Source organism: Vibrio tapetis subsp. quintayensis, assembly GCF_030409945.1.
GTDB lineage: Bacteria > Pseudomonadota > Gammaproteobacteria > Enterobacterales > Vibrionaceae > Vibrio > Vibrio quintayensis.
In genome coordinates this window covers 191,359-213,017 of sequence record NZ_JAUFQV010000012.1, presented here as the reverse complement: position 1 = coordinate 213,017, position 21,659 = coordinate 191,359, and the positions used below count along the sequence as shown (strand labels likewise).

General features: G+C 43.0%; 19 protein-coding genes and 1 riboswitch. Of the genes, 9 read left to right on the top strand and 10 right to left on the bottom strand.

Features of this window, described 5'->3' with window-relative positions; translation table 11 throughout:
- Window positions 1–18 precede the first annotated feature (18 nt).
- Both torC and torE read right to left on the bottom strand, forming a co-directional pair.
- Window positions 19–1,203, bottom strand: coding sequence for a pentaheme c-type cytochrome TorC (gene torC, locus QWZ04_RS05795; RefSeq protein WP_290325882.1), 1,185 nt, complete (start codon window positions 1,201–1,203; stop codon window positions 19–21).
- Between the two features lie 37 nt (window positions 1,204–1,240).
- On the bottom strand, window positions 1,241–1,417 hold the full coding sequence (gene torE, locus QWZ04_RS05790) for a trimethylamine N-oxide reductase system protein TorE (protein ID WP_290325879.1): 177 nt from the start codon (window positions 1,415–1,417) through the stop codon (window positions 1,241–1,243).
- Between the two features lie 462 nt (window positions 1,418–1,879).
- On the opposite strand from torE, the gene QWZ04_RS05785 reads away from it, so the two are divergent.
- Window positions 1,880–2,677, top strand: coding sequence for an ABC transporter permease (locus tag QWZ04_RS05785; protein ID WP_290325877.1), 798 nt, complete (start codon window positions 1,880–1,882; stop codon window positions 2,675–2,677).
- A 468-nt stretch (window positions 2,678–3,145) separates the two neighbouring features.
- On the opposite strand, the gene focA is transcribed toward QWZ04_RS05785, so the two are convergent.
- Together focA and QWZ04_RS05775 are read right to left on the bottom strand one after the other, a co-directional pair.
- Complete coding sequence (gene focA / locus QWZ04_RS05780; RefSeq protein WP_290325874.1) at window positions 3,146–3,988, bottom strand: formate transporter FocA; 843 nt, start codon at window positions 3,986–3,988, stop codon at window positions 3,146–3,148.
- A gap of 256 nt (window positions 3,989–4,244) precedes the next feature.
- Window positions 4,245–5,606 (bottom strand): hypothetical protein, encoded by a 1,362-nt coding sequence (locus QWZ04_RS05775; RefSeq protein ID WP_290325872.1) that lies wholly within the window; start codon window positions 5,604–5,606, stop codon window positions 4,245–4,247.
- 347 nt (window positions 5,607–5,953) lie between these two features.
- Between QWZ04_RS05775 and QWZ04_RS05770 the strand changes: the two genes are divergently transcribed.
- The 4 genes from QWZ04_RS05770 (at window position 5,954) to QWZ04_RS05755 (ending at window position 8,760) form a co-directional block, all read left to right on the top strand.
- On the top strand, window positions 5,954–6,187 hold the full coding sequence (locus QWZ04_RS05770) for a TIGR02647 family protein (protein ID WP_290325869.1): 234 nt from the start codon (window positions 5,954–5,956) through the stop codon (window positions 6,185–6,187).
- Between the two features lie 91 nt (window positions 6,188–6,278).
- Window positions 6,279–7,130 (top strand): NAD-dependent epimerase/dehydratase family protein, encoded by an 852-nt coding sequence (locus QWZ04_RS05765; protein ID WP_290325867.1) that lies wholly within the window; start codon window positions 6,279–6,281, stop codon window positions 7,128–7,130.
- 64 nt (window positions 7,131–7,194) lie between these two features.
- Window positions 7,195–7,830 carry a YdcF family protein gene (locus tag QWZ04_RS05760; RefSeq protein WP_290325866.1) on the top strand — a complete coding sequence of 212 codons (636 nt, stop codon included), beginning with the start codon at window positions 7,195–7,197 and terminating at the stop codon, window positions 7,828–7,830.
- 60 nt (window positions 7,831–7,890) lie between these two features.
- On the top strand, window positions 7,891–8,760 hold the full coding sequence (locus tag QWZ04_RS05755) for a mechanosensitive ion channel family protein (protein ID WP_290325865.1): 870 nt from the start codon (window positions 7,891–7,893) through the stop codon (window positions 8,758–8,760).
- A 68-nt stretch (window positions 8,761–8,828) separates the two neighbouring features.
- Here QWZ04_RS05755 and QWZ04_RS05750 read toward each other — a convergent pair whose 3' ends face one another.
- The 5 genes from QWZ04_RS05750 to cmoM all read right to left on the bottom strand — a co-directional run bounded on the left by QWZ04_RS05750 (window position 8,829) and on the right by cmoM (window position 16,831).
- On the bottom strand, window positions 8,829–9,308 hold the full coding sequence (locus tag QWZ04_RS05750; RefSeq protein WP_290325864.1) for an outer membrane beta-barrel protein: 480 nt from the start codon (window positions 9,306–9,308) through the stop codon (window positions 8,829–8,831).
- Between the two features lie 210 nt (window positions 9,309–9,518).
- A complete protein-coding gene (gene mukB, locus QWZ04_RS05745) occupies window positions 9,519–13,985 on the bottom strand; it encodes a chromosome partition protein MukB (protein ID WP_290325860.1) in 4,467 nt (1,488 codons plus the stop codon).
- Window positions 13,982–14,716: a chromosome partition protein MukE gene (gene mukE / locus QWZ04_RS05740; RefSeq protein ID WP_290325858.1), complete on the bottom strand. Its 735-nt coding sequence runs from the start codon at window positions 14,714–14,716 to the stop codon at window positions 13,982–13,984. Before mukE ends, mukB begins: the two co-directional genes overlap by 4 nt.
- A complete protein-coding gene (gene mukF, locus QWZ04_RS05735; protein ID WP_290325856.1) occupies window positions 14,697–16,034 on the bottom strand; it encodes a chromosome partition protein MukF in 1,338 nt (445 codons plus the stop codon). The genes mukE and mukF overlap by 20 nt, the downstream gene beginning before the upstream one ends.
- Window positions 16,035–16,045: 11 nt before the next feature.
- Window positions 16,046–16,831: a tRNA uridine 5-oxyacetic acid(34) methyltransferase CmoM gene (gene cmoM / locus QWZ04_RS05730; protein WP_290325854.1), complete on the bottom strand. Its 786-nt coding sequence runs from the start codon at window positions 16,829–16,831 to the stop codon at window positions 16,046–16,048.
- Between the two features lie 115 nt (window positions 16,832–16,946).
- On the opposite strand from cmoM, the gene elyC reads away from it, so the two are divergent.
- The gene (elyC, locus tag QWZ04_RS05725) at window positions 16,947–17,729 is read left to right on the top strand and encodes an envelope biogenesis factor ElyC (protein ID WP_290325852.1); all 783 of its coding nucleotides are present in this window, start codon (window positions 16,947–16,949) and stop codon (window positions 17,727–17,729) included.
- Between the two features lie 83 nt (window positions 17,730–17,812).
- On the opposite strand, the gene torR is transcribed toward elyC, so the two are convergent.
- Window positions 17,813–18,526 (bottom strand): two-component system response regulator TorR, encoded by a 714-nt coding sequence (gene torR / locus QWZ04_RS05720; protein ID WP_290325850.1) that lies wholly within the window; start codon window positions 18,524–18,526, stop codon window positions 17,813–17,815.
- A 239-nt stretch (window positions 18,527–18,765) separates the two neighbouring features.
- Here torR and torD point away from each other — a divergent pair, with 239 nt between their 5' ends.
- The 3 genes from torD to QWZ04_RS05705 all read left to right on the top strand — a co-directional run bounded on the left by torD (window position 18,766) and on the right by QWZ04_RS05705 (window position 21,653).
- On the top strand, window positions 18,766–19,413 hold the full coding sequence (gene torD, locus QWZ04_RS05715; RefSeq protein WP_290325848.1) for a molecular chaperone TorD: 648 nt from the start codon (window positions 18,766–18,768) through the stop codon (window positions 19,411–19,413).
- Window positions 19,414–19,713: 300 nt separating this feature from the next.
- Window positions 19,714–20,718: an HTH-type transcriptional repressor PurR gene (gene purR / locus QWZ04_RS05710; protein ID WP_290325846.1), complete on the top strand. Its 1,005-nt coding sequence runs from the start codon at window positions 19,714–19,716 to the stop codon at window positions 20,716–20,718.
- A gap of 145 nt (window positions 20,719–20,863) precedes the next feature.
- Window positions 20,864–20,948: riboswitch (cyclic di-GMP riboswitch) on the top strand.
- Window positions 20,949–21,062: 114 nt separating this feature from the next.
- The gene (locus QWZ04_RS05705; protein ID WP_290325844.1) at window positions 21,063–21,653 is read left to right on the top strand and encodes a TfoX/Sxy family DNA transformation protein; all 591 of its coding nucleotides are present in this window, start codon (window positions 21,063–21,065) and stop codon (window positions 21,651–21,653) included.
- Window positions 21,654–21,659 lie beyond the last annotated feature (6 nt).

Here is a 21,659-nt window from a genome sequence, read left to right as displayed (position 1 = left end):
TTATACTCCGTGTGACGTTTAGTGATCGCCTTCAGCGAAATCTGAAGAGTGTTTTTGTAGATACTTAAGCACAAGCGCTTCACTATCCCTGTCAAAGTTTACGAATGCCAACATACCGTTAAACATGCCCGGCCAACCATTTGCGGTGAAGTGAGCTTCAGCAGGTTGTGTGTGACAAACAGAACAATTTGTTTGGTACGCTTGACCGGCTTTTTCCCAGATAGGCGTTACGTCAGCTAACATCGCTTCTTTCTTCATCCAAAGCTTGGTAGAAACACGCTGCCAAGGTAGACCCGTTAGGTCGTCTTCTTTGGTTTCAAATGTTTGAACCATATTTTCGTTAGTCGCGGTTTCTTTTAATAGTGAGCCGACTGGAATATTCAAGCCAAAGTCTTCTTGGATTACACGACCAAAGCCTTTCGCTTTACGCCAACCCGCAATTTCAATTTGAACGGCTTCGCCTTTTTCGTCCACAACTTTCACTGTAGATGCCGGGTTTAACAAACCAGCTTCTACTGTCATGTCAGCATCTTCATACATAGGAAGATGACGCACACTCGTTAGGTTGTTACCTGCAGAATAATCTGTATTTGAAGCGAGTTGCTCAAGCTCACCAATCATACCGCCAGAGCTGTCCATGTTTTTCGGTAAGTTATGCGCAATGCCTTTATGACAATCAACACAACTTTGGTCACGTTCAGCCGCATTCTTCATTTGAATACGCGCTGTTGGGCGCATGTTGTCGAAGTCCATTGAATCGTAATTGTGACAGTTTTTACACTCTAGAGATTTGTTAGCAGAAAAACGATCCCATTCATGTTTAGCCAATTCAATACGACGTTCTTCAAATTTCTCTGGTGTACCTAAGTCGCCAAATACTTGCGCAAATACTTCTTTAGAAGCTTGCATCTTACGTGCAATTTTTGCGGTCCACTCATGGGGTACGTGACAATCAGGACACGTTGCTCTTACGCCAGAAGTATTCTTCCAGTGCACCGTTTCTTGAAGCTCAACATACACGTTGTCGCGCATGGTATGACAGCTCACACAGAACTCTTCGGTATTTGTCGCTTCTAATGCGGTATTAAAACCACCCCAGAAGATAACACCTGCGATGAACCCACCCATGGTCAGCACACCTAAACTGATGTGAACCGCTGGGCGAGTTAACGTTCGCCAGATTTTTACAATAAACGCTTTCATAATTCGTTCTCTTTATATTATTCGTATAAAAATGGGGTTAACCGTGTACACCTGGAGGACCGAGGAAGAATACTTGCATCGCCCAAACGATGAACCCGTACCCACCCACAAAGGCGACACTTAAAACTGGGAAGAGAACTACGGTGATCAGTAAGAATGACTTCCACTCTAGAGTGCGACTTTCTTTCTCCGCTACGTTATTAACATTACTCATACATTTGCCTGCTATTGAAGTGATTAATTTTTTTATACCCCGTCCTAAGACCAAGTACACTCACATCTCGTATTGGTAAATTTTAGAACATGACAATCGCATTCATCAATGAATTAGTCAGCTTTAACTCTTGCTACACAACACTTTTTTGAGGTGACACAGAGTTGTATTTAATTACCATTTCATGTGTAAATATGTGAATAGATGTGAAGAATTGTTATGGTTACTCAATTGTTAATATAGCAGCAAAATCGTTAACTTGAAGCACGTAAATCACACCAAAGTAACACTTTATGAGTAGATAAAGTCGGCCAATACTTCCCGTTTTATCACGTTAAAGCCGGCCACTTGTTACGAGATTGTTACCAGAAAGCAATATAGAAAATCGCCTTTCGCTCACGAAAATTCTCTTTTCTGAGCGTTTGTCGATATAATGGAAAAAATAGATTCAACGAGTTAGGTATGCAAGAAGCTCTCGATATTACCTGGTGGCAAATGCTGCTATTTAGCACAACACTGTTCATTCCCTATGCTTTAAATCATTTCTATCAACTTGAGCTTGGGAAAGAGATGTCGGTTAGTGTGATTCGTATGGTGTCTCAGCTTTTGCTGGTGGGGCTGTACTTAGAATTTGTATTCACACTTAATAGCTTATTGCTCAACCTCGTATGGGTCTCGGTCATGGTTCTCATTGGTGCCAGTGCAATCCTAGACAAATCAAAATTACCTAAGAGCGTGCTCTTATGGCCAGTAGTACTTGGGCTCATTGCCGGGCTCTTTCCTCTTATCGTAATACTTTGCCTTGCTATCATACGCCCAGCTCCATTTTACAGTGCTCAATATGTGATTCCTCTTTGCGGCATGCTACTTGGTAACAGCCTTGCAGGTAATATCGTGGCACTGCAGAATCTATTTTCGGCGTTTAATGAGCGTAAATCTGAATATGAGGGAGCACTCTCACTTGGCGCTTCTCCGCTCTATGCAAGCGCCCCCTTTGTTAAAGCAGCAATGCAAAAAGCTCTCGCTCCAATTTTGGCTTCGATGAGCACCACCGGTCTTGTCACGCTACCCGGAATGATGACGGGACAGATATTAGGCGGCGCTAGCCCTATCATCGCCATCAAATATCAACTTCTGATCCTCATTGCGATATTCGTCATGTTAACGGTATCCGTTACTATTTCACTGCAGCTTTGCTTGAGAAGAAGCATCACTAAAGAAGGACGAATAACTATTCACCCATTTGGCAGCAGTTCTTAGAATTGCATTGTTTAATTTTTAATCACTTTAAATTTGATTAGATACTCTAAACTATCAACTCTTTACGGTTTAATTCTTGTTAACATCATCTTATGTCAAACTATATTGTCGGTTAAACGATAGGAATTTTAAAACGCACAACAACTTATTAAATTCAATTAGTTAAGTACTAATTTTTTGATAACAGCACGAAAACACTGACGCTTCCAAATTAGAATAATCAATTTGTTGCATTTGGTTTCAACGAAAAACAGCCCACGTTTACGTCATTACTCCTGCGATAAATCTTCTTTCAACTCTATGCACTCTCTCGTCGAAACGAGTGTTAACTAGGTTATCCACAGAAATTGTGGATAACCTTATGCAGATACAACACGTTAGCGAAATCTAATTACAATAAAGCCCCGCAATAGCGAGGCTCTCGTTACACCATTCAGCTTTCTGTCAGTCTAGTAAAGAAACAACACACTAATCTCGCAGGTAAATGAGCCAATAGGCCATACCAACGAACACACCACCCCCGATGATATTACCAAGCGTTACGGGTATGAGATTATTAAGGACAAACCCAACCATATTCAAATCAGCAAAGTCCGCCGCATTGGTCCCCGTCATTTGCCAAAACTCGGGCGATGCAAAAGTTTTGATACCGATGGCCATTGGCACTTGAAACATATTGGCAATGCAGTGCTCGAACCCTGCGGAAACAAACATAGCAACAGGCAAAACCAGCACCACTATTTTGTCCGTTAACGTTCTTCCACTAAATGTCATCCATACGCCAATGCATACCAATACATTACACATAATGCCTAACGCTACGGCCTGCCAAAATCCATGGTGCAATTTATGCTGAGCAATATGCATGGTATTAATGCCTACTTGTCCACTATCGAACATGTACTGCTTTGCAGTGAGCATTAAACCCACTAACAAAATGGCACCCACCATGTTGCCAAAATAAACAATGCCCCAGTGCTTAATCAAGTTTGTCCAACTGATCTTTCCACTTGCTCGTGCCACTAGGGTAAGAACCGAACTGGTGAACAGTTCACCACCAGTAATGATAACCAGCACCAAGCCTAAACTAAATGCGATCCCCCCAATGAACCGAGTAAACCCCCAAGGTAAGCTCTCTGCCCCCGTTGTGATCGTTGTATAAAACAAAAACGCGATGCCTATGTGTAAGCCCGCTGTAATGGCGAGTAAAAAGGCTTTCATTGGATCTTTGGTTGCTTTACCAACCCCGATTTCAGCGGCGCGTTCTGCCATTTGTGGTGGCAATAAAGAATCAAATTGGTTCATGTTCATTTGGCTAACATTGGTCAGTGCATTGAGTAGTTCGCTGGATACTCGCTCCGTTCTCCCTTTTATTCAAGTGGTTTTTGAATGTTTACTAAAAATGTTTTAAATGAGATCCTTGCGGACATATTATTATGTATAAATCACAATAAACACATAAAAAAAGCACTCATTTCGAGTGCTTTTTTTAACTTTTACTTAATTTAATCCACTTTCACTTCGGGATTAATGATTTTAATGTTCGATTTTTCCGATATGGATAAATTTAGTTGACGGCTTCTGCTGCTACTTCCGCAACACTTTCACTTACCTCAACTGGTTCAACTTCGGTAATCACGGTTGATTTTTCTGCGCTTGCGGAATCACTCGCCTTCTCTGCTGCGGCTGCGTCTTCAGAAACCGGGGCATTTTCTGCGACTGGTACTTCGTTAGATTTCGGAAGTTGTTGTTTATAGTTTTCGATCAACTCTTCCAAGCTCGCTATATGCGATTCCGTTCGAGTTAGTTGTTTGTTCAGTGCTGCTTGCTGTTCCTTTTCTTTGGCTAATACCGCATTATGCTGCGCCACTTGCTCTTTCATCGTCTCATTTTGCTTGTTCAAAGCGGCTATCTTACTTTCTAGTTCGTCTGTACTGTTTTCGCTATGCAACTGCTTAATCGCATCGACAATAAGCTCGGTCTGAACTCGCAAAGGCTGGTCTCTAAAATCAGACCCATTGATCGAATGAGAAATGGTCAGTAACTTTCCTTCAAACTCTAGAATAATTGGCTCAAACTTTTCGTCATCGACGTTCGCTAATAGCTTCACTTCCGCAGCTGTGTTTTTCACGTGATCAATTTCGAACTGAGCATTTGCAACAGCTTCAGTAATGATTTTTAGATCACGAGTATTTGCTTTTACTGTGTTATCCGCAACGCTGATTTCTGCTTTTGCTTTCGCATAGCTAATTGCAGCAACGCGATTAAAACCCTCACTGCGGAGTTTACTTAATTGCGTATTTAACGGAGCGACAAATTCTTTTAGAACGACTTTTTGTTCCAATCCTTTTGCCTTCGCTAAGAACTTCACTTGGTTGGTTTGGGCGTCATCTAAGTCCCCATCTTCAACATCTTCATACAAAGCCTTATAAGTGCGATTAACGGACGCATATTCACTGCTGTACGCTTTTTTAGCTCCGATGTCATCCAAATAAGCCATCTGCGCGATAGAGTCCGCTAACAACGCATCGGCTGTTTCTTTCAATACCAGTAATTTCTTATGATTGTTTTCAACGACAACGAGGCGCTCAGAAAAATTCTCAGCATAGGTACCAGAAGAAAAGACGGAATAACTTTCAGTTGCTTTGGCTGGATCTACCGCTACATCTTCATAGATCTCGACCGCTTCCTCCCATGACTCTAGCAATTCGCTGTATAAATCGGGGGAATAGAGCTTTAATGACTTAGCCCCTTTTAATGTGGCAAGCCAAGTTTCGTAATCAGATTTGGTCTGTTCGTAAATTGCGTATGAGTCAGTTTTTGACTCTTGATTTGTAACGCCAACCTCTTTGGGTTGTTCTGATGTACTTTGACAGCCAGCTAAACCAAGTAAAGCTGTCATCACCAACGTTGTACGTGCTAGTTTCATATCCATTCTCATTTTTAATATGTGGTGTCTCCATTCACTGCAAAGGTATTGCATTTAAAGGCTGTCTTACCAATTAACCTCAATAAATGACCATAGGTATTCGCAATACCAATGCCGAGCCAGTTAACTATAAGTAATTTTAATCATGAATACTTGTTTTATTAGCTCAAAAATACATATATTTGAAACAACTCTAACATTCTACGGTGTTCTGTTGATCTCGCTCAAGTGTACTAAAAAACGCCAATTTGACCTGATGTAACACTTCTCGACACTTGTTGTTGTTCCTAGCCCTTATGCGATTTATGGTGTTAAAAACTCGTTTGTTTGATTTAAGGAAAACAAAGATGAAATTTAATCAAGATCATATCGCTGAACTAAACCTTTTACTTCAGTTTGACCTAAGCAGCGCTGCAACTGGCATTAAAGTACATAATGAAGCCGCTGAAGAGGTCCGTAACGCCGTCGCTAGACTCTTCGCCAAAGGACTTTGCACACAGGCAGATGGTGGTTACCTTACTGATGAAGGTATTGAAGTAGCAGAACACGCAGAAAAAGTACTGCGCGTACTGTCAGCTTAAACACGACCCTTTTTAAACTAAGTGCTTAGAAATTGAGTAATTGAAAATTAGGTACTTAAACATAAGTACCTAATAAAAGAGACTCAACTTCATGAACAAAAAAGTACTCATAATCGGTGCAGGTTGGTTAGGGTTACCACTTGCACTGCAATTACAAGAATCCGGTTACCTCGTCGCCGTGACTAAAACCTCTCAAGAAAACCTACAACCCATCCTTACGAATTCATTAACAGGCTATGTCTGTAAGTTAGCCAATAACGATGATCAACCTCAATCACACTCTATACAAATAGATGACATTCTTCTCGATTTTAACCCTGATATTGTTATTGGGAGTTTTCCGCCAGGGTTTCGCTCAGGAAGTGGGGATGCTTATGCGTTGCAATGGAAAACATTAGCGAACGCGGTACAACAATCTAATGCTTCAAAGCTACTCATGATCAGCTCCAGTACGGTTTATCCGTCAACACCAGATAATATGACTGAGGACAAAGCGAGCTTGGAACTCGCCTCTAACGACGTGAGTTTCTCCGACAAAGCCAAAATCATGCTTCAAGCAGAGCAATACGTCATCGACAGTGGGTTGAACTATTGCGTTGTTCGTTGTTCTGGTCTTTTTGGTCCAGAACGCCACCCTGCACGGTTTGCCACCAGATTAAAAACTGTCAGCTGTACAGCTGCAGCAAACATGCTTCACTTGAGCGATGCCATCAGTGCGACTCAATTTGTATTAGAGCATGTAAATGGGGAAATTGTTAATGCGACGACTCCTAACTCAGTCGACAAAGCACAGTTTTACCAAGCTGCAATCCGTGACGCTAAGCTTGATCTGCCTTTGCCTCCTATCGTAGATGAACCGAACAAGACAATCAAAGCAGATAAAATAGTATCGCTGGGTTATCAGTTCCGTTATCAATCCGTACTGGACGCCTTTCATTCCTAATTGTATTGCTCTTTAATCACTCAATGTTTTCAGGTCAACCTATACATTAACAACAGGTCTCTTTATGTCTCTATATCAAAATATCAACACACTTTGGGATTACATGCGATTAGACCATCAACCGGTTAAGTCCGACTGCATTTTCTGCATGTGCAGTAACGACATTCGAGTGGCCGAATATGCAGCAAAGCTCTACCTAGATGGTTATGCTTCTAAGCTAGTCTTCTCTGGTGGTGTTGGCCGGTTTACGCAAGGGATATTTGACACATCTGAAGCTGAGGCTTTCTCTCAAATAGCCATAGATATGGACGTTCCAGAACAAGATGTGATCCTTGAAACCGAGTCGACCAATTCTGGGGAGAATATCCTTTTTACCGCCGCATTATTTGCACAGTTAGACTACCAACCAACGCGCTTCATTCTGGTACAAAAACCATTTATGGCAAGGCGTGCCTACGCGACGTTTGCAAAACAGTGGCCGCGTTGTTATCAAAGTCTAGTGTCTTGTTCATCTGACTTATCCTTTGGTAACTACTTCAATGACATACTGCCTAGCGACCTAGTTGTGTCCGCGTTATTGCAAGATTTTGAACGTATTCGTGATTACCCTGCAAAAGGGTTTCAGATCGCTCAAGAGATCCCAGCAGAGGTAATAGAATCCCACGCTGCTATCAAAGACAAACTGGGGCCATTTCTCTGATCCCCATCTGGTTTGAGTTATTGTATAGTGAGTTCAAATAAACAAAATATGGAGCATACAGTGGAGCAAGTTCAACAAGTTATAGACTATCTACTGTCTAACCAATTACTACTCACCGGGCTTTTGTTGGTTGCGATGATCCTGACTCGTCAGGTGATTATCATCTTGATTCGAGGGGACGTTAACTTTTTATCTCTTGAGCAGAGGAAATGGATTTCGCGCACCAAGAATGGCACCTTCTTTTTTGTCATCATTATGCTATTTGTCGTCTGGCAAGATGAGATCAGCGAATTCGCACTCTCTTTAACTGCGATTGCCGTTGCTGTCGTGGTGGCATCTAAAGAGATTATTTTGTGTTTTACAGGTTCTATTCAGCGTGCTAGTTCGCGTTCATTTAGTATTGGAGATTGGATCGAAGTCGGCCCTACCTGTGGCGAAGTTATTGAACATAACTTAATGGCAACGGTTGTGCAGGAAATCGATCTTCATCATGGTCGTTATCACTACACCGGTAAAACAGCCACCTTACCTAATAGTATCTTCTTCAGCGTTCCGGTAAAAAACCTAAACTTCATGAAGCGTTATGTTTATCATAACTTCGCCATCACTGTTGCTGAGTTTCATAATCTTTACCCTATGATTCCTGCGATGTTGGCCAAAATTGATGATCACTGTGAAGACTTCATTGATATTGCGAAGCGATATAACATGGTTATTGAGCGCCATGCCGGTCTCGACTTACCTGGTGCCGAACCCCATATTGAAATAACTACTACCTCTATGGGTGAACAAGTTGTGCATTTTATGCTGTTCTGCCCCACAGAGCGTGCAAGCGAACTAGAACAGCTAATTCGAGAAGATTTTATGAGCTTATATCATGCTCGGTTTACGACGACCAGTGATCCAATACAGATTGCACCTACCATTTAGCTTTTCTCGTCATGCCATTCGATGAGATGACTCGTCGCTCATCGAATGGCGCTGCATAAAGCAAACGGCTAAAACATCCAACCGACACCTAAGTTGAAAGACGTTGGGTTCGAAACAACGTCATTTGACACTAAGCTTTTTTCTAAGCCTGCATTAATCACCAGTCTCGGGTTTAAATAAAACCTTGCGCCTCCGCCTATGTTAAACCCTAATTTACTGCTACTTCCTGATGTTGAATCTGTATCTAAATAACTGATTCCGCCAAGACCATAAAGTGCAAACGATTCAGTAATTCTAAAGCTCGGCCCGCTATTTAATGTCCATAGCATCGAATCATTTTTTTCGCCGCCGAATAATAAAGACGTGGTCATTATAAAGTCGGTAGAGCCAAAGCCTCCTTGTTGCCCCGTCAATGAAATACCATTCCAGCTCTTTCCTGACTTATCTGAAAGTGTTGCATAACCGACTGAATAATCAGCTTTCGCTATTGAAGGAAGCACCGCAACAAGTGTTAGAAGTAGAGCTGACACCACTGATTTAAAACGCATACCACATACCTTTCTATAATTTAATTCGTTGAATCATTTGATTTTCAAATACGATACACGACAATAAAACAGTGTACAATTAGAAAGTGCAACTTTATTTAGAACGACAAATGGTAAATGTGGAATTTCAGAAAATAATGGTCTAGACATGAAAAAGCGCCTCTAAAAATAGAGACGCTTTGCTTTGAGTTTTATATTACGTATTCAGACTTAAGCTAAATCCGCTTCTTCAATCAACTGTTGCGCTTCTGATTTCGGCTTCGCTTTGTTGCCAAACCCTCGTAATCCAACTACATGAACGTGCTCGTGATCTTTAAAAATCTTACGAACCAGTTTATAGGTTGTGCCTTGCTCTGGGCTAATGTTCTCTGGCGCTGCAATAAGTAACTGCATGTCCAAACGATCACAAAGCTCAAACAGTGTATTGATTGATTTAGTATCCAGACGAGCCGCTTCATCTAAGAACAATAAGCGACAAGGTACAATGTCTTTGCTTCTTAAACGTCGTGACTCTTCTTCCCAGCTTTGAATCACCATCAACAAGATAGACTGACCAGTACCAATCGCTTCGCCCGTTGACAACGCACCAGACTCTGCTTGCAACCAACCGTCCGTTCCACGATTAACTTCAACGCTTAATTCTAAGTAATTACGGTAGTCTAGTAGCTCTTCACCCAAAACTTGTGGTGAGCGCTGACCCATATCAATATGAGGATTCACACGTTGGAACAGCTTGGCCATCGCTTCTGAGAAGGTGTAGCGCGGGTTTTCGAACAAGTCTTGATGTTGCTCTTTGTGACCCGCTAAACCGTTTAACAGGACTTCGTGGCTTTCACGGATATTTACGTTTAAGCGAACGCCCTTCACCTGACCAAAGTTAATGTTCGACAAGCCTTGGTTAAGCATGCGAATGCGGTTCTGTTCACGTTGAATAGTTTTCTTAATGATGGCCGCTGCCGACTCAGAGCTGATCGCCAAACGATTTTCACGTTGGGTCAACTCTTCGGTTAGTCGAGCAAGCTCAACTTCCATTTCTTCAATTGCTTCCACAGGATCATCGGTGTGAATGATGTCTTGACGAATGCGAGCACGAAGGTGTTGATAAACCGCAATGTAGAACAATACTTTACGTTCAGGGCGAGCGTTATCTTCCGATGCTCTTAGCGAATCTCTTAGATCTTCGTTATCAGCAACAGCAAGACGCAAGGCACCTAACGATTTATCCGACATTGAACGAAGATCATCTGCCGACATATAGGCCAGTTCACGACGATGCAAGCGACGCTCCACGTCATTTTCACGCGCAAGACGAAGTACTGAGCACCAACCTGCTTTCGCAGCAACAACGTAAGTTCTAAGTTCAACGTACTCTTTTTGAACTTTCTTCAAACGTTTCGCTAACGCTTTCATTTCTAGCTCAGTTGACGTAATCGTGCGTTCAAATTCACTCTTACGTGTACGGGAGCTGTGTAAGCGTTGTTGCAGTTCGTTGCGACGCCCTACTGCTCGCTCTTCTGAACCGGCATCGGCATTCACACCATACTCTTGCAGTTCCAATCGGAACTCTTGCATGGTTTCCGCTTTTGCTTGATGAGAGCTTTTTAATGATGCCAACACTTGGTTGTATTGGTTCATTTGCAATTGAGCTTGCTTGTAGCCGTCACGGCCTCGTGTTCGAGCACGCTCAGCTTCGACTAACTTAGTTTTCAGTTGGTCACTCAGTTCGCTGCTCTTGTTAAGCAAATCAACCGAATCTGAATACGCAAAATGGTGACGACGTTCGACCAAATCTGCCAGTGCAAATATGGTGATTTTAAGTGACTGGAGTGCGTTATCTGCAATGTCGTAACTGACTTTGAGTGCATCAAATTGTTCTGGATCCGCTTCCAATGCATTAGCAATTTTTTCTAGCTGCTGTACGGATTTACCGTGAGACGAAACAAACGTTTTTGCTTCACCGAGGTGTGCAAGTTTACTTTCTACTTCTTCAAAGCGATCACTAAGGGTCTGATCTTCCACCAAACCCATTAGTGGTGCTAACGAATCAAGAGATTTAAGTGCTTGTTTACTTGCCGTTAATAAAGCACGTTGAGTCTGTTCTTTATTGGCAAGTTCCGACAAAGTACGGGCGACTTGCGTTCGTTTATCTCGCGCTGTTTCCAACGCTTGCTCTGGGTCTGCTTCAAACGCCACCGCGATATGTTTAGCAACAAAGTTATTAAAGCTCTGGTAAAGACGTTGAAGCTTCTGAGAATCAAACGCGGCTTTCGCATGTTGCTCTTGAACCTCTTCACGTTCGCTTCGTAGCAGCTCTAAACGTTGTTCACGAGCAGCACGTCCAAACAGCGGGATCTCAGGTAAACGGGAGTAACGTAATTGACGATCGTTTAGCTGTACACACACAGCACCATTGAGTTCGTCGGCATTGAATGAGCTGTCGTCAAAGGCATCAATATCACCTTCGATAATGTACAAATCTTCTGGGCAGTCATCTAACTCAATGAGTTTTTCTTTAATGCCATCAAGATCAGACACAACAATTGCGTGACGAGCGGGCCCATACATAGCGCTGAAATACGGCGCATCTTCTATCGTGATGTCATCGTAAATTTCTGAAAGTAATACGCCACCAACGGTATCCGCCAAGCCTTTAAGACGAGGATCGTTTGAACCGCCAGGTGATGCTAAGCGTTCGATGTCTTGATCCAGTTGGTTACGTCGCTCAGCGAGTTTGTCTTTGGCTAGCGATTGCGTTTTCTCTGACTCAAGTACTTGCTGCATTTGCGACATGACAGCATGGCTATCGTAAAGATCAGCGTCTGACTGTTCTTTCAGTTTTTCTAGCGCGTCATTTGCGGAAATCCAAGCTGGAGCGATGGCTTCTAGCTTATTAATTTCAGCGTTGGCGTCTTGCTCCGCTCTGCGTAATTCACTACGCGACTCTCGAAGTGACTCTTGTTCATGCTCCATTGACTCTACACGAGCAGAATGGCGCTCACGTTCTTCTTCCAACGCCAGTTCGTCTTCAAGTTGTACTTGATGCTGTTTCTGATACTCGGTAACAGACTGAGCCACTTGACGTTGCTGATCAAGACTACGCTCAAGATCTCGATATTGAGCTTGCCACTGCTGCTCGTTTTGCAACAATTGCTGTGCGTTTTGATTTTGGCGTATTGCTGATTTTGCGTGATGAGAAGCTTGTACACGATCCACGTCACCCGCAATGCTTTTCACTAAGGCATAAGCGCGTTCAAACTGCTCTGCTGCCGCTGAAGACATATCAAGTTTGTGTTTTACTGCTAACAGTTCAGACGTTTTGTCCGATTCCGATTGCTGCAGTTCACTAAGAAGTGCTTTCGCGTTGTCTGGGGTTAATTCGTCAAACTTAGCGAGGGTCTTGGCTTTTTCTAGTGCCATTACCCCTTGTTGGTATTGCAATGCGCGAGTTTGCTGCACATCCAGAGCTTGTTGGTAGTCAGCCAATTGAGATTTCAGGCTGTCTACTTCTTCTTCCGATATCTGTGCTTGCTCTTCCGCCATCATCACGCGCTCTTGCGCTTCTTCAACCACCATCATCTGTTCTTCAAGTCGCTCACTTAGCTCTTCAAGATCTTCTTTATAACGGGCGATTTTTTCTTGCTGACGCAGGGCGTTTTGAACCAGTTGCAAATGATCCGATGCCGCTTGGAAATCTTGCTCTAGGCCAGTTTCTTGCTCCACCAGCATTTCAAGTTCTTCTTGAACGCGGTTCAGTAGGCTATTTTGTTCTAGCAGTTTTTCACGAGAACCAAACAGTTCACCACGAAAACGCATGGTTTGATCAAGCTTATTACGTCGCTCGTTGGCATGACGCATATAATCTGCGGCTACATAGTTGGTAGACTCAGTAATTAAGTGCTTAAAGAGGTCACGATCCGATTGAGTGGTTTTGATGGCTTCTAAGGTCATGCGGTTTTCACGCAGAGCCGATTCCATATCTTGGAACGCTTTTTTCACACCACCGTTTTGAGGTAATAAATAATCTCGAAGTGAGCGAGTAATTGCACTAGAGATACCTCCATATAAAGACGCTTCAATCAAACGATAGAATTTGGAACGATCGCCACTGTTACGAAGTTTCTTCGGTAATACGCCAAATTCAAACATTTGCGAATGGTATTCAACCACTGATGAAAATGCTTTGAAAGACACACCTTCGTATTGGGCAACCGCTTCTTTTACTTCATTGATCTGACGAACACGCGCATGTTTATCTGACACACTTTCGATCAGGATGTCCGTCGGCTTAACGTCGCTCGGCAAGCCTTGAATAACAAACGGCTTAATGTCGACTTTTTTGTCACGACCCGCTACCTGCTGTAGCTTTACGCCGAATAACAGGCGTTGGTTACGTGAGTTAACGACATCCAACGCCGCATAACAGGCGCCAGGTTGCAGTTTACCGTAAAGCCCTTTATCACGGGATGCTTGAGAGCTACCCGCTTCGGTTGTATTTCTAAAGTGCAGTAAGCTCTGATCAGGGATCAGCGCCGTAATAAACGCGGCCATCGTGGTCGATTTACCCGCACCGTTACCACCGGAAAGCGTAGTAACCAAGCCATCGATATCAAAAGTACGAGCAAAGAAGCCGTTCCAGTTGATCATGCTTAGTGATTGATACTTGCCTCTTTCAATCATGCTTCGCTCTCTACTTCTTGTTCATTTGAATGTTGTAATTGATCTTGTGCTTGTTCTGAATCGTCCAGTAAGCTTGCTTGATCAGGTTCTTGTTGATGCACAACCGCTTCGCCATTACGGATCAAACGTAATTGAGCTTCGCGTACGTCATCCCCAACGCGCACATCGGCACCAAAACGGAAAACTGCTTCACTGATGCGGAATTTACCACTTTCACCAATTGGCATGGTCATACCGATGCGGCGTAAACGGCGTAAAGAGGTGCGCACTTTCTCAAGCAATTTTTCTTTGTCTAAATCTGAGCCTGATGCACGGTTAGTGACCAACTTCATCAGTTTTTTCTCGTCTGCAAGAGACAACAACTCTTCGTACAGTTCGTGATTAGAGAAAATACCTTCATGGGCCAATCTTTCAGGGCTGAGGTATAAGAAACACAGTACTTTACCCACCAGCATATCCATCTCTGACAAAACGCTTCGGCCAATCAAAGAGGTTGAACGCGGACGAAGATAAAAGAAACCTTCCGGTGCTTTCACTAATTCCGCATTATATCGTTGGTAAAAAAGCGCCAACTCTGTTTCGAAATCCATCAATAACGCGTGGTTATCCAGATCTTCAAAAGAGATATGACGTCCGCCACGTAGCGCACTGTCTAGTGCAGGAAATAACGGGTTGGAAATTGCTTTTGCCAGTTTCTCTGGCATATATTCATCAGTATTTGTCAATGACATTTGCTTGTACCTTTGCGCCAAATTCGTTAATCGCTTGCCAATCCGGCTGAATCGCTCGGTAGTCAGATTCGGAATACCCTAATCTGACGGCTTGGTCGACAACAATTCTCGCTAAATCAAAATGATGAGCGTATGGGTGTGTTGAGAGGTAATCTCGCAAAACCCGTCCTAGATCAATCGGTGTTCCTTGATCTTTATGCTGGCGTAGCATTAAGGCAATACGCTCAGACAACTCATCATTTACTTGTTCAAATTCTTCATATTCCACTTCAGGTGGAACGTGACCCGTTACTTCATCGTCACGCAGGATCAGTGCTTCATCACGTAAGTCACGCAAGCGTTCTGCATCCGCATAGGTTAATAACCACGGAGCGTCGAAGTAATCTTTCACCGACTGACGTAACCTTTGGCTAAATGCGCGGTTTTTGTCCATGTCGATGGCGGTTCGGATGAACTTATGAACATGACGATCGTAGCCAATCCATAAATCTATCGCTTGTTGTCCCCAACTCACGATACGGTCCAACTTCATCTGTAACCCATATAAGGTTTCTTCGATGAAGTTTAACTCTTCTTTGCCATACACCAATTCTTGAATATCAAGTAACTGACTTTGCATTTCATCGCCCGCAGCTTGCAAGGTATCTTGCAACTCTCTTAGCGTGTCTGAGGTTTCATTTAGTAAAGCCTCACAGCTGTTAATGGCCTCACGCCAATCTTGAGTCAACAAGGCCGCGATTTGGTCTTTTACACTCTGTTGTTGTTCGTCCATCACCCGTTGGTTAAGGTCGATCTGGTCGAAGATCTCTCCTACTGAGTATTTCAGGACGCCATAAACGTTCTTCTGCCAATGTCCTGCCGTCCCGCCTTCTTTGGCTGCGGTAATGGCTTTTGCCATCTCATCCGCCACCATGGATAGCTGAATCGACAAACGCAGCTTAGAGAATTCTCTATGGCGAACGTAGTAGTCTGTGATCCCTATTGCTAAAGGGCTCAAGCGATAAATGCTTGCACCTTCAGTCAACTCACTGGTAAAGCGGCTCAGTAAGCGCTGCTTTACCAATTCATTGATGGCGTTATTTGCTCGAAATGCCGAGGCATCTCCAGACTCTTCAAATAATCGAGTGACAATGGCAAATGCATCATGCAACTCTCCTTCGCCCAACTCTTCGTCAAACCTTTCATTACTTAGCACAGCTAATGCAATCAAGAATGCTAAACGTTCCGTTGAAAGGTTTAACGAAAAATCGTGCTGCTTTACCCAACCTACCAGCTCATCAAGCGGCTGTTGTGCAACATCTTGAGTTGTATCACTCATTGTAAATCCTGTTATTCAACTTTCTTCTTCGCCCATACATGTATGTATCGACCAAGAGAGAGGTATGGTTCTTGTCGGCACAGTTGGCGTTCAAGTTCCAGTATATCTTCGTATTGATAATCGCCCTTGTATTCCATTTGACCAACATAGTCATGAAAAGAGCGAATACCCGATTTTCCGCAGATTTCAAACCCAGCGTCTTCTATCCATCGATAGACATCGTCGGGCAATAAGCCTTTCTGAGGCTGTAGCTTGAATCTACGTCGGTGTGGCATCCCTTCTAATATGTGCGGGATGTTGCCACAAATAACGTTTTTGAGCACTAACCCATGATGGTTATAAAACATCACCGAAGCGACACCACCCGGCTTAACTTGCTCCAATAGTGTTCCTAACGCCTCTTTTGGGGAAGCTAACCATTCCATTACGGCATGAAAAATCAGTAGGTCAACAGGGGCATCTATGTGCTCACCAATATCCTGCACCGCAGAATGAACCAGCCGATACTGATCAATCAGCTTATTTTTTTCAATATCTGCTTTCGCTAGCTTCAACATTTCCGAAGATAAGTCACATAATGTGATCTGGTGTCCGCGTTGTGCAATTTTTTGAGAGATTTGCCCCAATCCACCACCAGCATCAAGTACATTTAAACAATGTTTTTTATCATTAAGGCTGGTAAGTGCTAGTATTAAATCTTCCCAAACAATGGTTTGACGGATATCGCCCTTACCCGATTCGTAAATATTTTTTACGAATTTGTGGGCAATATCGTCGAAATTACGATCTTCAGTCACGGCTGCTTAGGTTATGATGTGTATTCGTGCCGCTTATTCTGTCACAGGATAAGAAGTAATAAAGACTTGTTCGCCTTTTTCCTAACCAAGTGATGATTTTTCGGACTATTTAAGTATGTTTGAGCTGAAAAAAGTATTTTCTGCATTGTTAATGCCCCTTCCTGCCTTTCTGATAATCGGTCTGCTAGGCCTTTTGTTAGTCATGTTCACTATGCGCAGAGGCACAGGTTGCCTACTGATATTTTTATCCTTTACAGGGATTTTCTTGGCATCTTTCCAACCCGTCGCCCAATCTCTTCTGATGCCAATGGAGCGCCAACACAAAGGCTTTCTCCCCGTTGAAGAGCCGATTGACTATGTCATGGTGCTAGGTAATGGTCACATCGTTGATGACGACATTCCTCCGACGTCAGAATTAAGCCGAACAGCCTTGATGCGATTAGCCGAAGGCATACGTATTCTGCGCATGTATCCTGGCGCTAAACTCATTTTGTCTGGCTATTCTGGGGGTTCTGAAATCAGCCATGCTCGCATGATGGCTAAAGTCGCGTTAGCGTTAGGCGTTTCTAAAACGGATATTATTTTGCTTGAATCAGCAAAAGATACGTGGGAAGAAGCAAGGCAAGCTGCAGTATTCGTTGCGAACAAAAATTTGGTTCTCGTCACGTCAGCCAGCCACATGAGCCGTGCTCTACGTGAATTTGAAGATGCCGGTATTAGCCCTTTTGCCGCACCAACCAACTTTTTGGCCAATAACGCTGAAATGCAACCATGGAATCAGTATCGTCCTAGCGCGCAATACCTAGAATGGACAGAAACATTCTGGCATGAAAAGCTCGGGACTTGGTGGCAAACTCTGCGTGATTTTGCCGTCGACAGTAATGCGACAGCCAACTAGCATCGTAGTCATACATTAGATACAAAAAAACCGAGACATTAATCTCGGTTTTTTATTACCCGTAAATAATATTAATCAACGGATTAGTCACCAGCAAACATATAGCCTTCGCCATGTACGGTTACGAAGATTTGCGGGTTTTTAGGGTCCTGTTCCATCTTGGCCCTCATCCGGCGAATCAACACATCGATGGTGCGATCATTTGGTGCATCCACACGGTGACTGATCATATTCAAAATTCGTTCACGGCTTAGCACCTTATTTGGGTACGAAGACAGCGCTACGAGCAATTCATATTCAGCTTTCGTCAGTTTAACCGGCTCACCATTGCAACTTAACGACCTTCTTTGCACATCAAACGTCCATTCGCCAAAACGAACCAGTTGACCTGATTCTTCTTTTTGAATATCACGTAAAGATGCTTCAGACACCAGCGAAATTCGCCAAAGCAAATTTTTAACTCGAACAAGTAACTCTCTCAGTTCGAACGGCTTGGTGACGTAATCGTCTGCGCCCATTTCCAAACCAACAATTTTATCAATGCTGTCGGTTCTACCCGTCACCAGAATGATACCAATATTTGACTGGCTACGAAGCTCTCGCGTCAGCATTAGGCCATCTTCACTAGGAAGATTAATGTCCAACATAACCAAATCTATGGAGTACTCACTTAAAATGGCTCTCATTTGTTCGCCATTTTCCGCTTCGCTCACGGTATACCCTTCATTTTGAAAGTAACCCGCTAACTTACTACGCGTGACCACATCATCTTCTACGACTAAAACGTGATAGCTCATCTACACCACTTATAATATTTTCATCTACACTCTCTGTTTATTCTATTCACAATCCGTTACATATCTAGCAAATAGGTTAAAATAACTGTTATTTTTTCGCTTTTATTGATTCAGAGCAACCTTGAGAGCCCCTGTTAACATTTGAAAATATTCCGTCATTAACTGACTTTTTTTGGATTAGTTCTGTTCATCTTAATCCGTTAGAATCACCCTATCAGTACTTTAAGAGAGTTATCCCTATGCAAGAAACGAAAGCGTTCAACGAAAAGCGTGCGGAGATATATTGGTGGCTATCGAGCCTATTCGCACAAGAGTTGACTGAAGATGAATTAACGGCGTACCACACTGCTGAGATCAGAGGCTTCATTTCTGGCTTAGGTGAAAACCCTCAGCTAACAGACGCAACATCAGCACTCATTCAATCCCTTAACCTCCTGCAAGATCGAGTCGACGTTCAGTTAGAACTATCTGCAGACTTTTGCGGCTTGTTCTTAACAACGGCGAAAAATGCAGCACTGCCATACGCTTCTTTGTATATTGGCACTGAAGGCTTACTCAACGGTAAACCTGCTCAGCAAATGGATCAGCTCATGAAGAGCAAAGGAATAACAAAGCGTGAAGGTTTTAATGAGCCCGCCGATCACCTAGCGTTAGAGCTTGATTTCCTTGGAAACCTAATTGTGCGTTCAAATAAAATAGACAGTGATGAGCAATTTGAACTGGCTCTATTAGAGCAAAAGCAGTTCATTGATCAACACCTGTTGACTTGGGTACCCCAGTTTAGCGCTAGATGCCGTCAGTACGATGAATTCGGTTTTTATGCCTGCGTAGCAGAGCTATTACTCGCATTCCTAAAACTTGATTGTGAATATATTTCAGGCGAATAACACGGTTCTTTCTCCGGGGGTAAACTCTTGCCTCCGTTCTTCACCTCTACGCTCTATCAGTTATCATTTTTCAAACCTGAATTCACTGTTTTAATGAATACATCGTCGTTTTGAAACAAATAACGTTGTCAGAGGGTTTGAATCGGTCTAAAATTGTGATCGCAAACGATAAAATATGAAAACACGCCAGTTCCATGAAAACCGCCTATTATTGAGCGGTTTTATTTTTTGCATTAATTAAATTTGGTCAGCGCCTATTAAACTAAAACTCAACCGGTGCTGGCTCGACAGGAAATTTTTATGGCCACAATTAAAGATGTTGCGCGTATTGCCGGTGTATCGACTACGACGGTTTCACATGTGATCAATAAAACTCGTTTTGTTGCAGAAGCGACCCAAGAGCGAGTGAATAAAGCAGTAGAAGAGCTGAATTATGCACCAAGCGCTGTTGCACGCAGCCTAAAGTGCAATACAACCCGCACAATTGGCATGTTAGTGACTCAGTCTACCAACCCATTTTTTGCCGAAGTTGTCGACGGTGTTGAAAGCTACTGCTATCGCCAAGGTTATACACTCATCCTGTGTAACACTGGGGGGATCTACGAAAAACAACGTGACTACATTCGCATGCTTGCAGAAAAACGCGTAGATGGCATCTTGGTCATGTGCTCAGACCTAACTGAAGAATTGCGTAGGATGCTCGACTCTCACGCTGACATTCCGAAAGTTATCATGGATTGGGGCCCTGAAAGTTCACATGCCGATAAGATCATCGATAACTCAGAAGAAGGCGGCTATTTAGCCACTAAATATCTTATCGACCATGGTCATACTAACATCGCCTGTTTAAGTGGCCACTTAGACAAACTCGCTTGTATAGAGCGTATCGCCGGTTATAAGCGAGCGCTAACAGAAGCAGACATCAACTTCAATGACAACCTTGTTATTGAGGGGAACTTCGAATGTGATATGGCTGTGGTTGCTGCCGATAAAATCATTGCGATGGAACAGCGCCCTACTGCGGTATTCTGCTTTAACGACACCATGGCACTTGGCCTATTAAGTCGTTTACAAGAGAAAGGCATACGCGTCCCTGAAGATGTGTCGGTTATTGGTTACGACAACATCGAAATGTCAGGCTACTTCTCGCCACCGTTAACCACAGTGCACCAACCGAAACGTCGTGTAGGTAAAACCGCTTTTGAAATTTTACTTGAGCGTATTAAAGACAAAGAACACGATAAACGTGTGTTTGAAATGCACCCTGAGATTGTTGAACGTCAATCTGTTAAAAAATTAAACTAACAAATAGTTAATAAATTCATGGTTAATTGCTCTTACTTCAAATGTGAGAGCGATTTCATATTATGAACACTCTTATTTGAACCAATGTCACATTAAGAAACCTCAATTGTGATGTTTGTTCCGATTTTTCACTATGATTTTATTGTCACGCACAGGGCAAACTACTTGAAAAAGTAGGACGCAAAACTTCCGGCCTAAATCAGTATTGATATGGTAGCGGGGTCGCCGATGGCAAATATGCAAGTATTGTATTGCTTACTTACAGCACATAGAGTTCTTGTATAGTTTTGCTCACTTCTCGGACCTGATTTTGGTGACGTTGTTTCTAAACCGAGATTATTAGCATGGATAAACCGATATTAAAAAACTCACTTAAGCTATTTGAGACTTTAGGGAAGATAAAATCTCGCTCTATGTTTGGTGGCTTTGGTGTCTTTGCAGACGACACTATGTTTGCTTTAGTCGTAAATGACACTCTACACATAAGAGCTGATGCTGCTAATGCGCTCGCATTTAAGCAACAAGGCATGAAGCCTTATGTCTATAAAAAACGTGGCTTTCCCGTCGTTACCAAGTATTTTGCCTTACCTTTTCAAATGTGGGAAACACCTCAAGAAATCCTAGATATTGCATTCAAGGCTCTCGGCATTGCTAACATTGAAAAACAACAGCAAGCCGAAGTAAAACCGACACGATTGAAAGATTTACCTAACTTACGCTTGGGCACAGAAAGAATGCTTAAGAAAGCGGGGATCAACAGCGCTGACGAATTACGCTCTCATGGTGCAGCTAACGCTTATAGAGCGATTAGCCAAACTCATACAGGAAAAGTAGGCGTAGAGCTTCTATGGGCGTTGGAAGGCGCGATAAACGGGACACATTGGTCTGTCATCCCTAAACAGCGCAGAGACGAGCTCATTGAACAGTTGAATTGAACCACA

Coding starts and splice junctions, on each gene's coding strand:
- QWZ04_RS05760 (WP_290325866.1), top strand. CDS start 7,195: ATGTCTCTATATCAAAATATCAACACACTTTGGGATTACATGCGATTA.
- torR (WP_290325850.1), bottom strand. CDS start 18,526: ATGAGCTATCACGTTTTAGTCGTAGAAGATGATGTGGTCACGCGTAGT.
- QWZ04_RS05750 (WP_290325864.1), bottom strand. CDS start 9,308: ATGCGTTTTAAATCAGTGGTGTCAGCTCTACTTCTAACACTTGTTGCG.
- QWZ04_RS05785 (WP_290325877.1), top strand. CDS start 1,880: ATGCAAGAAGCTCTCGATATTACCTGGTGGCAAATGCTGCTATTTAGC.
- QWZ04_RS05765 (WP_290325867.1), top strand. CDS start 6,279: ATGAACAAAAAAGTACTCATAATCGGTGCAGGTTGGTTAGGGTTACCA.
- focA (WP_290325874.1), bottom strand. CDS start 3,988: ATGAACATGAACCAATTTGATTCTTTATTGCCACCACAAATGGCAGAA.
- torE (WP_290325879.1), bottom strand. CDS start 1,417: ATGAGTAATGTTAATAACGTAGCGGAGAAAGAAAGTCGCACTCTAGAG.
- torC (WP_290325882.1), bottom strand. CDS start 1,203: ATGAAAGCGTTTATTGTAAAAATCTGGCGAACGTTAACTCGCCCAGCG.
- QWZ04_RS05770 (WP_290325869.1), top strand. CDS start 5,954: ATGAAATTTAATCAAGATCATATCGCTGAACTAAACCTTTTACTTCAG.
- mukB (WP_290325860.1), bottom strand. CDS start 13,985: ATGATTGAAAGAGGCAAGTATCAATCACTAAGCATGATCAACTGGAAC.
- QWZ04_RS05775 (WP_290325872.1), bottom strand. CDS start 5,606: ATGAAACTAGCACGTACAACGTTGGTGATGACAGCTTTACTTGGTTTA.
- elyC (WP_290325852.1), top strand. CDS start 16,947: ATGTTTGAGCTGAAAAAAGTATTTTCTGCATTGTTAATGCCCCTTCCT.
- QWZ04_RS05705 (WP_290325844.1), top strand. CDS start 21,063: ATGGATAAACCGATATTAAAAAACTCACTTAAGCTATTTGAGACTTTA.
- purR (WP_290325846.1), top strand. CDS start 19,714: ATGGCCACAATTAAAGATGTTGCGCGTATTGCCGGTGTATCGACTACG.
- mukF (WP_290325856.1), bottom strand. CDS start 16,034: ATGAGTGATACAACTCAAGATGTTGCACAACAGCCGCTTGATGAGCTG.
- torD (WP_290325848.1), top strand. CDS start 18,766: ATGCAAGAAACGAAAGCGTTCAACGAAAAGCGTGCGGAGATATATTGG.
- mukE (WP_290325858.1), bottom strand. CDS start 14,716: ATGTCATTGACAAATACTGATGAATATATGCCAGAGAAACTGGCAAAA.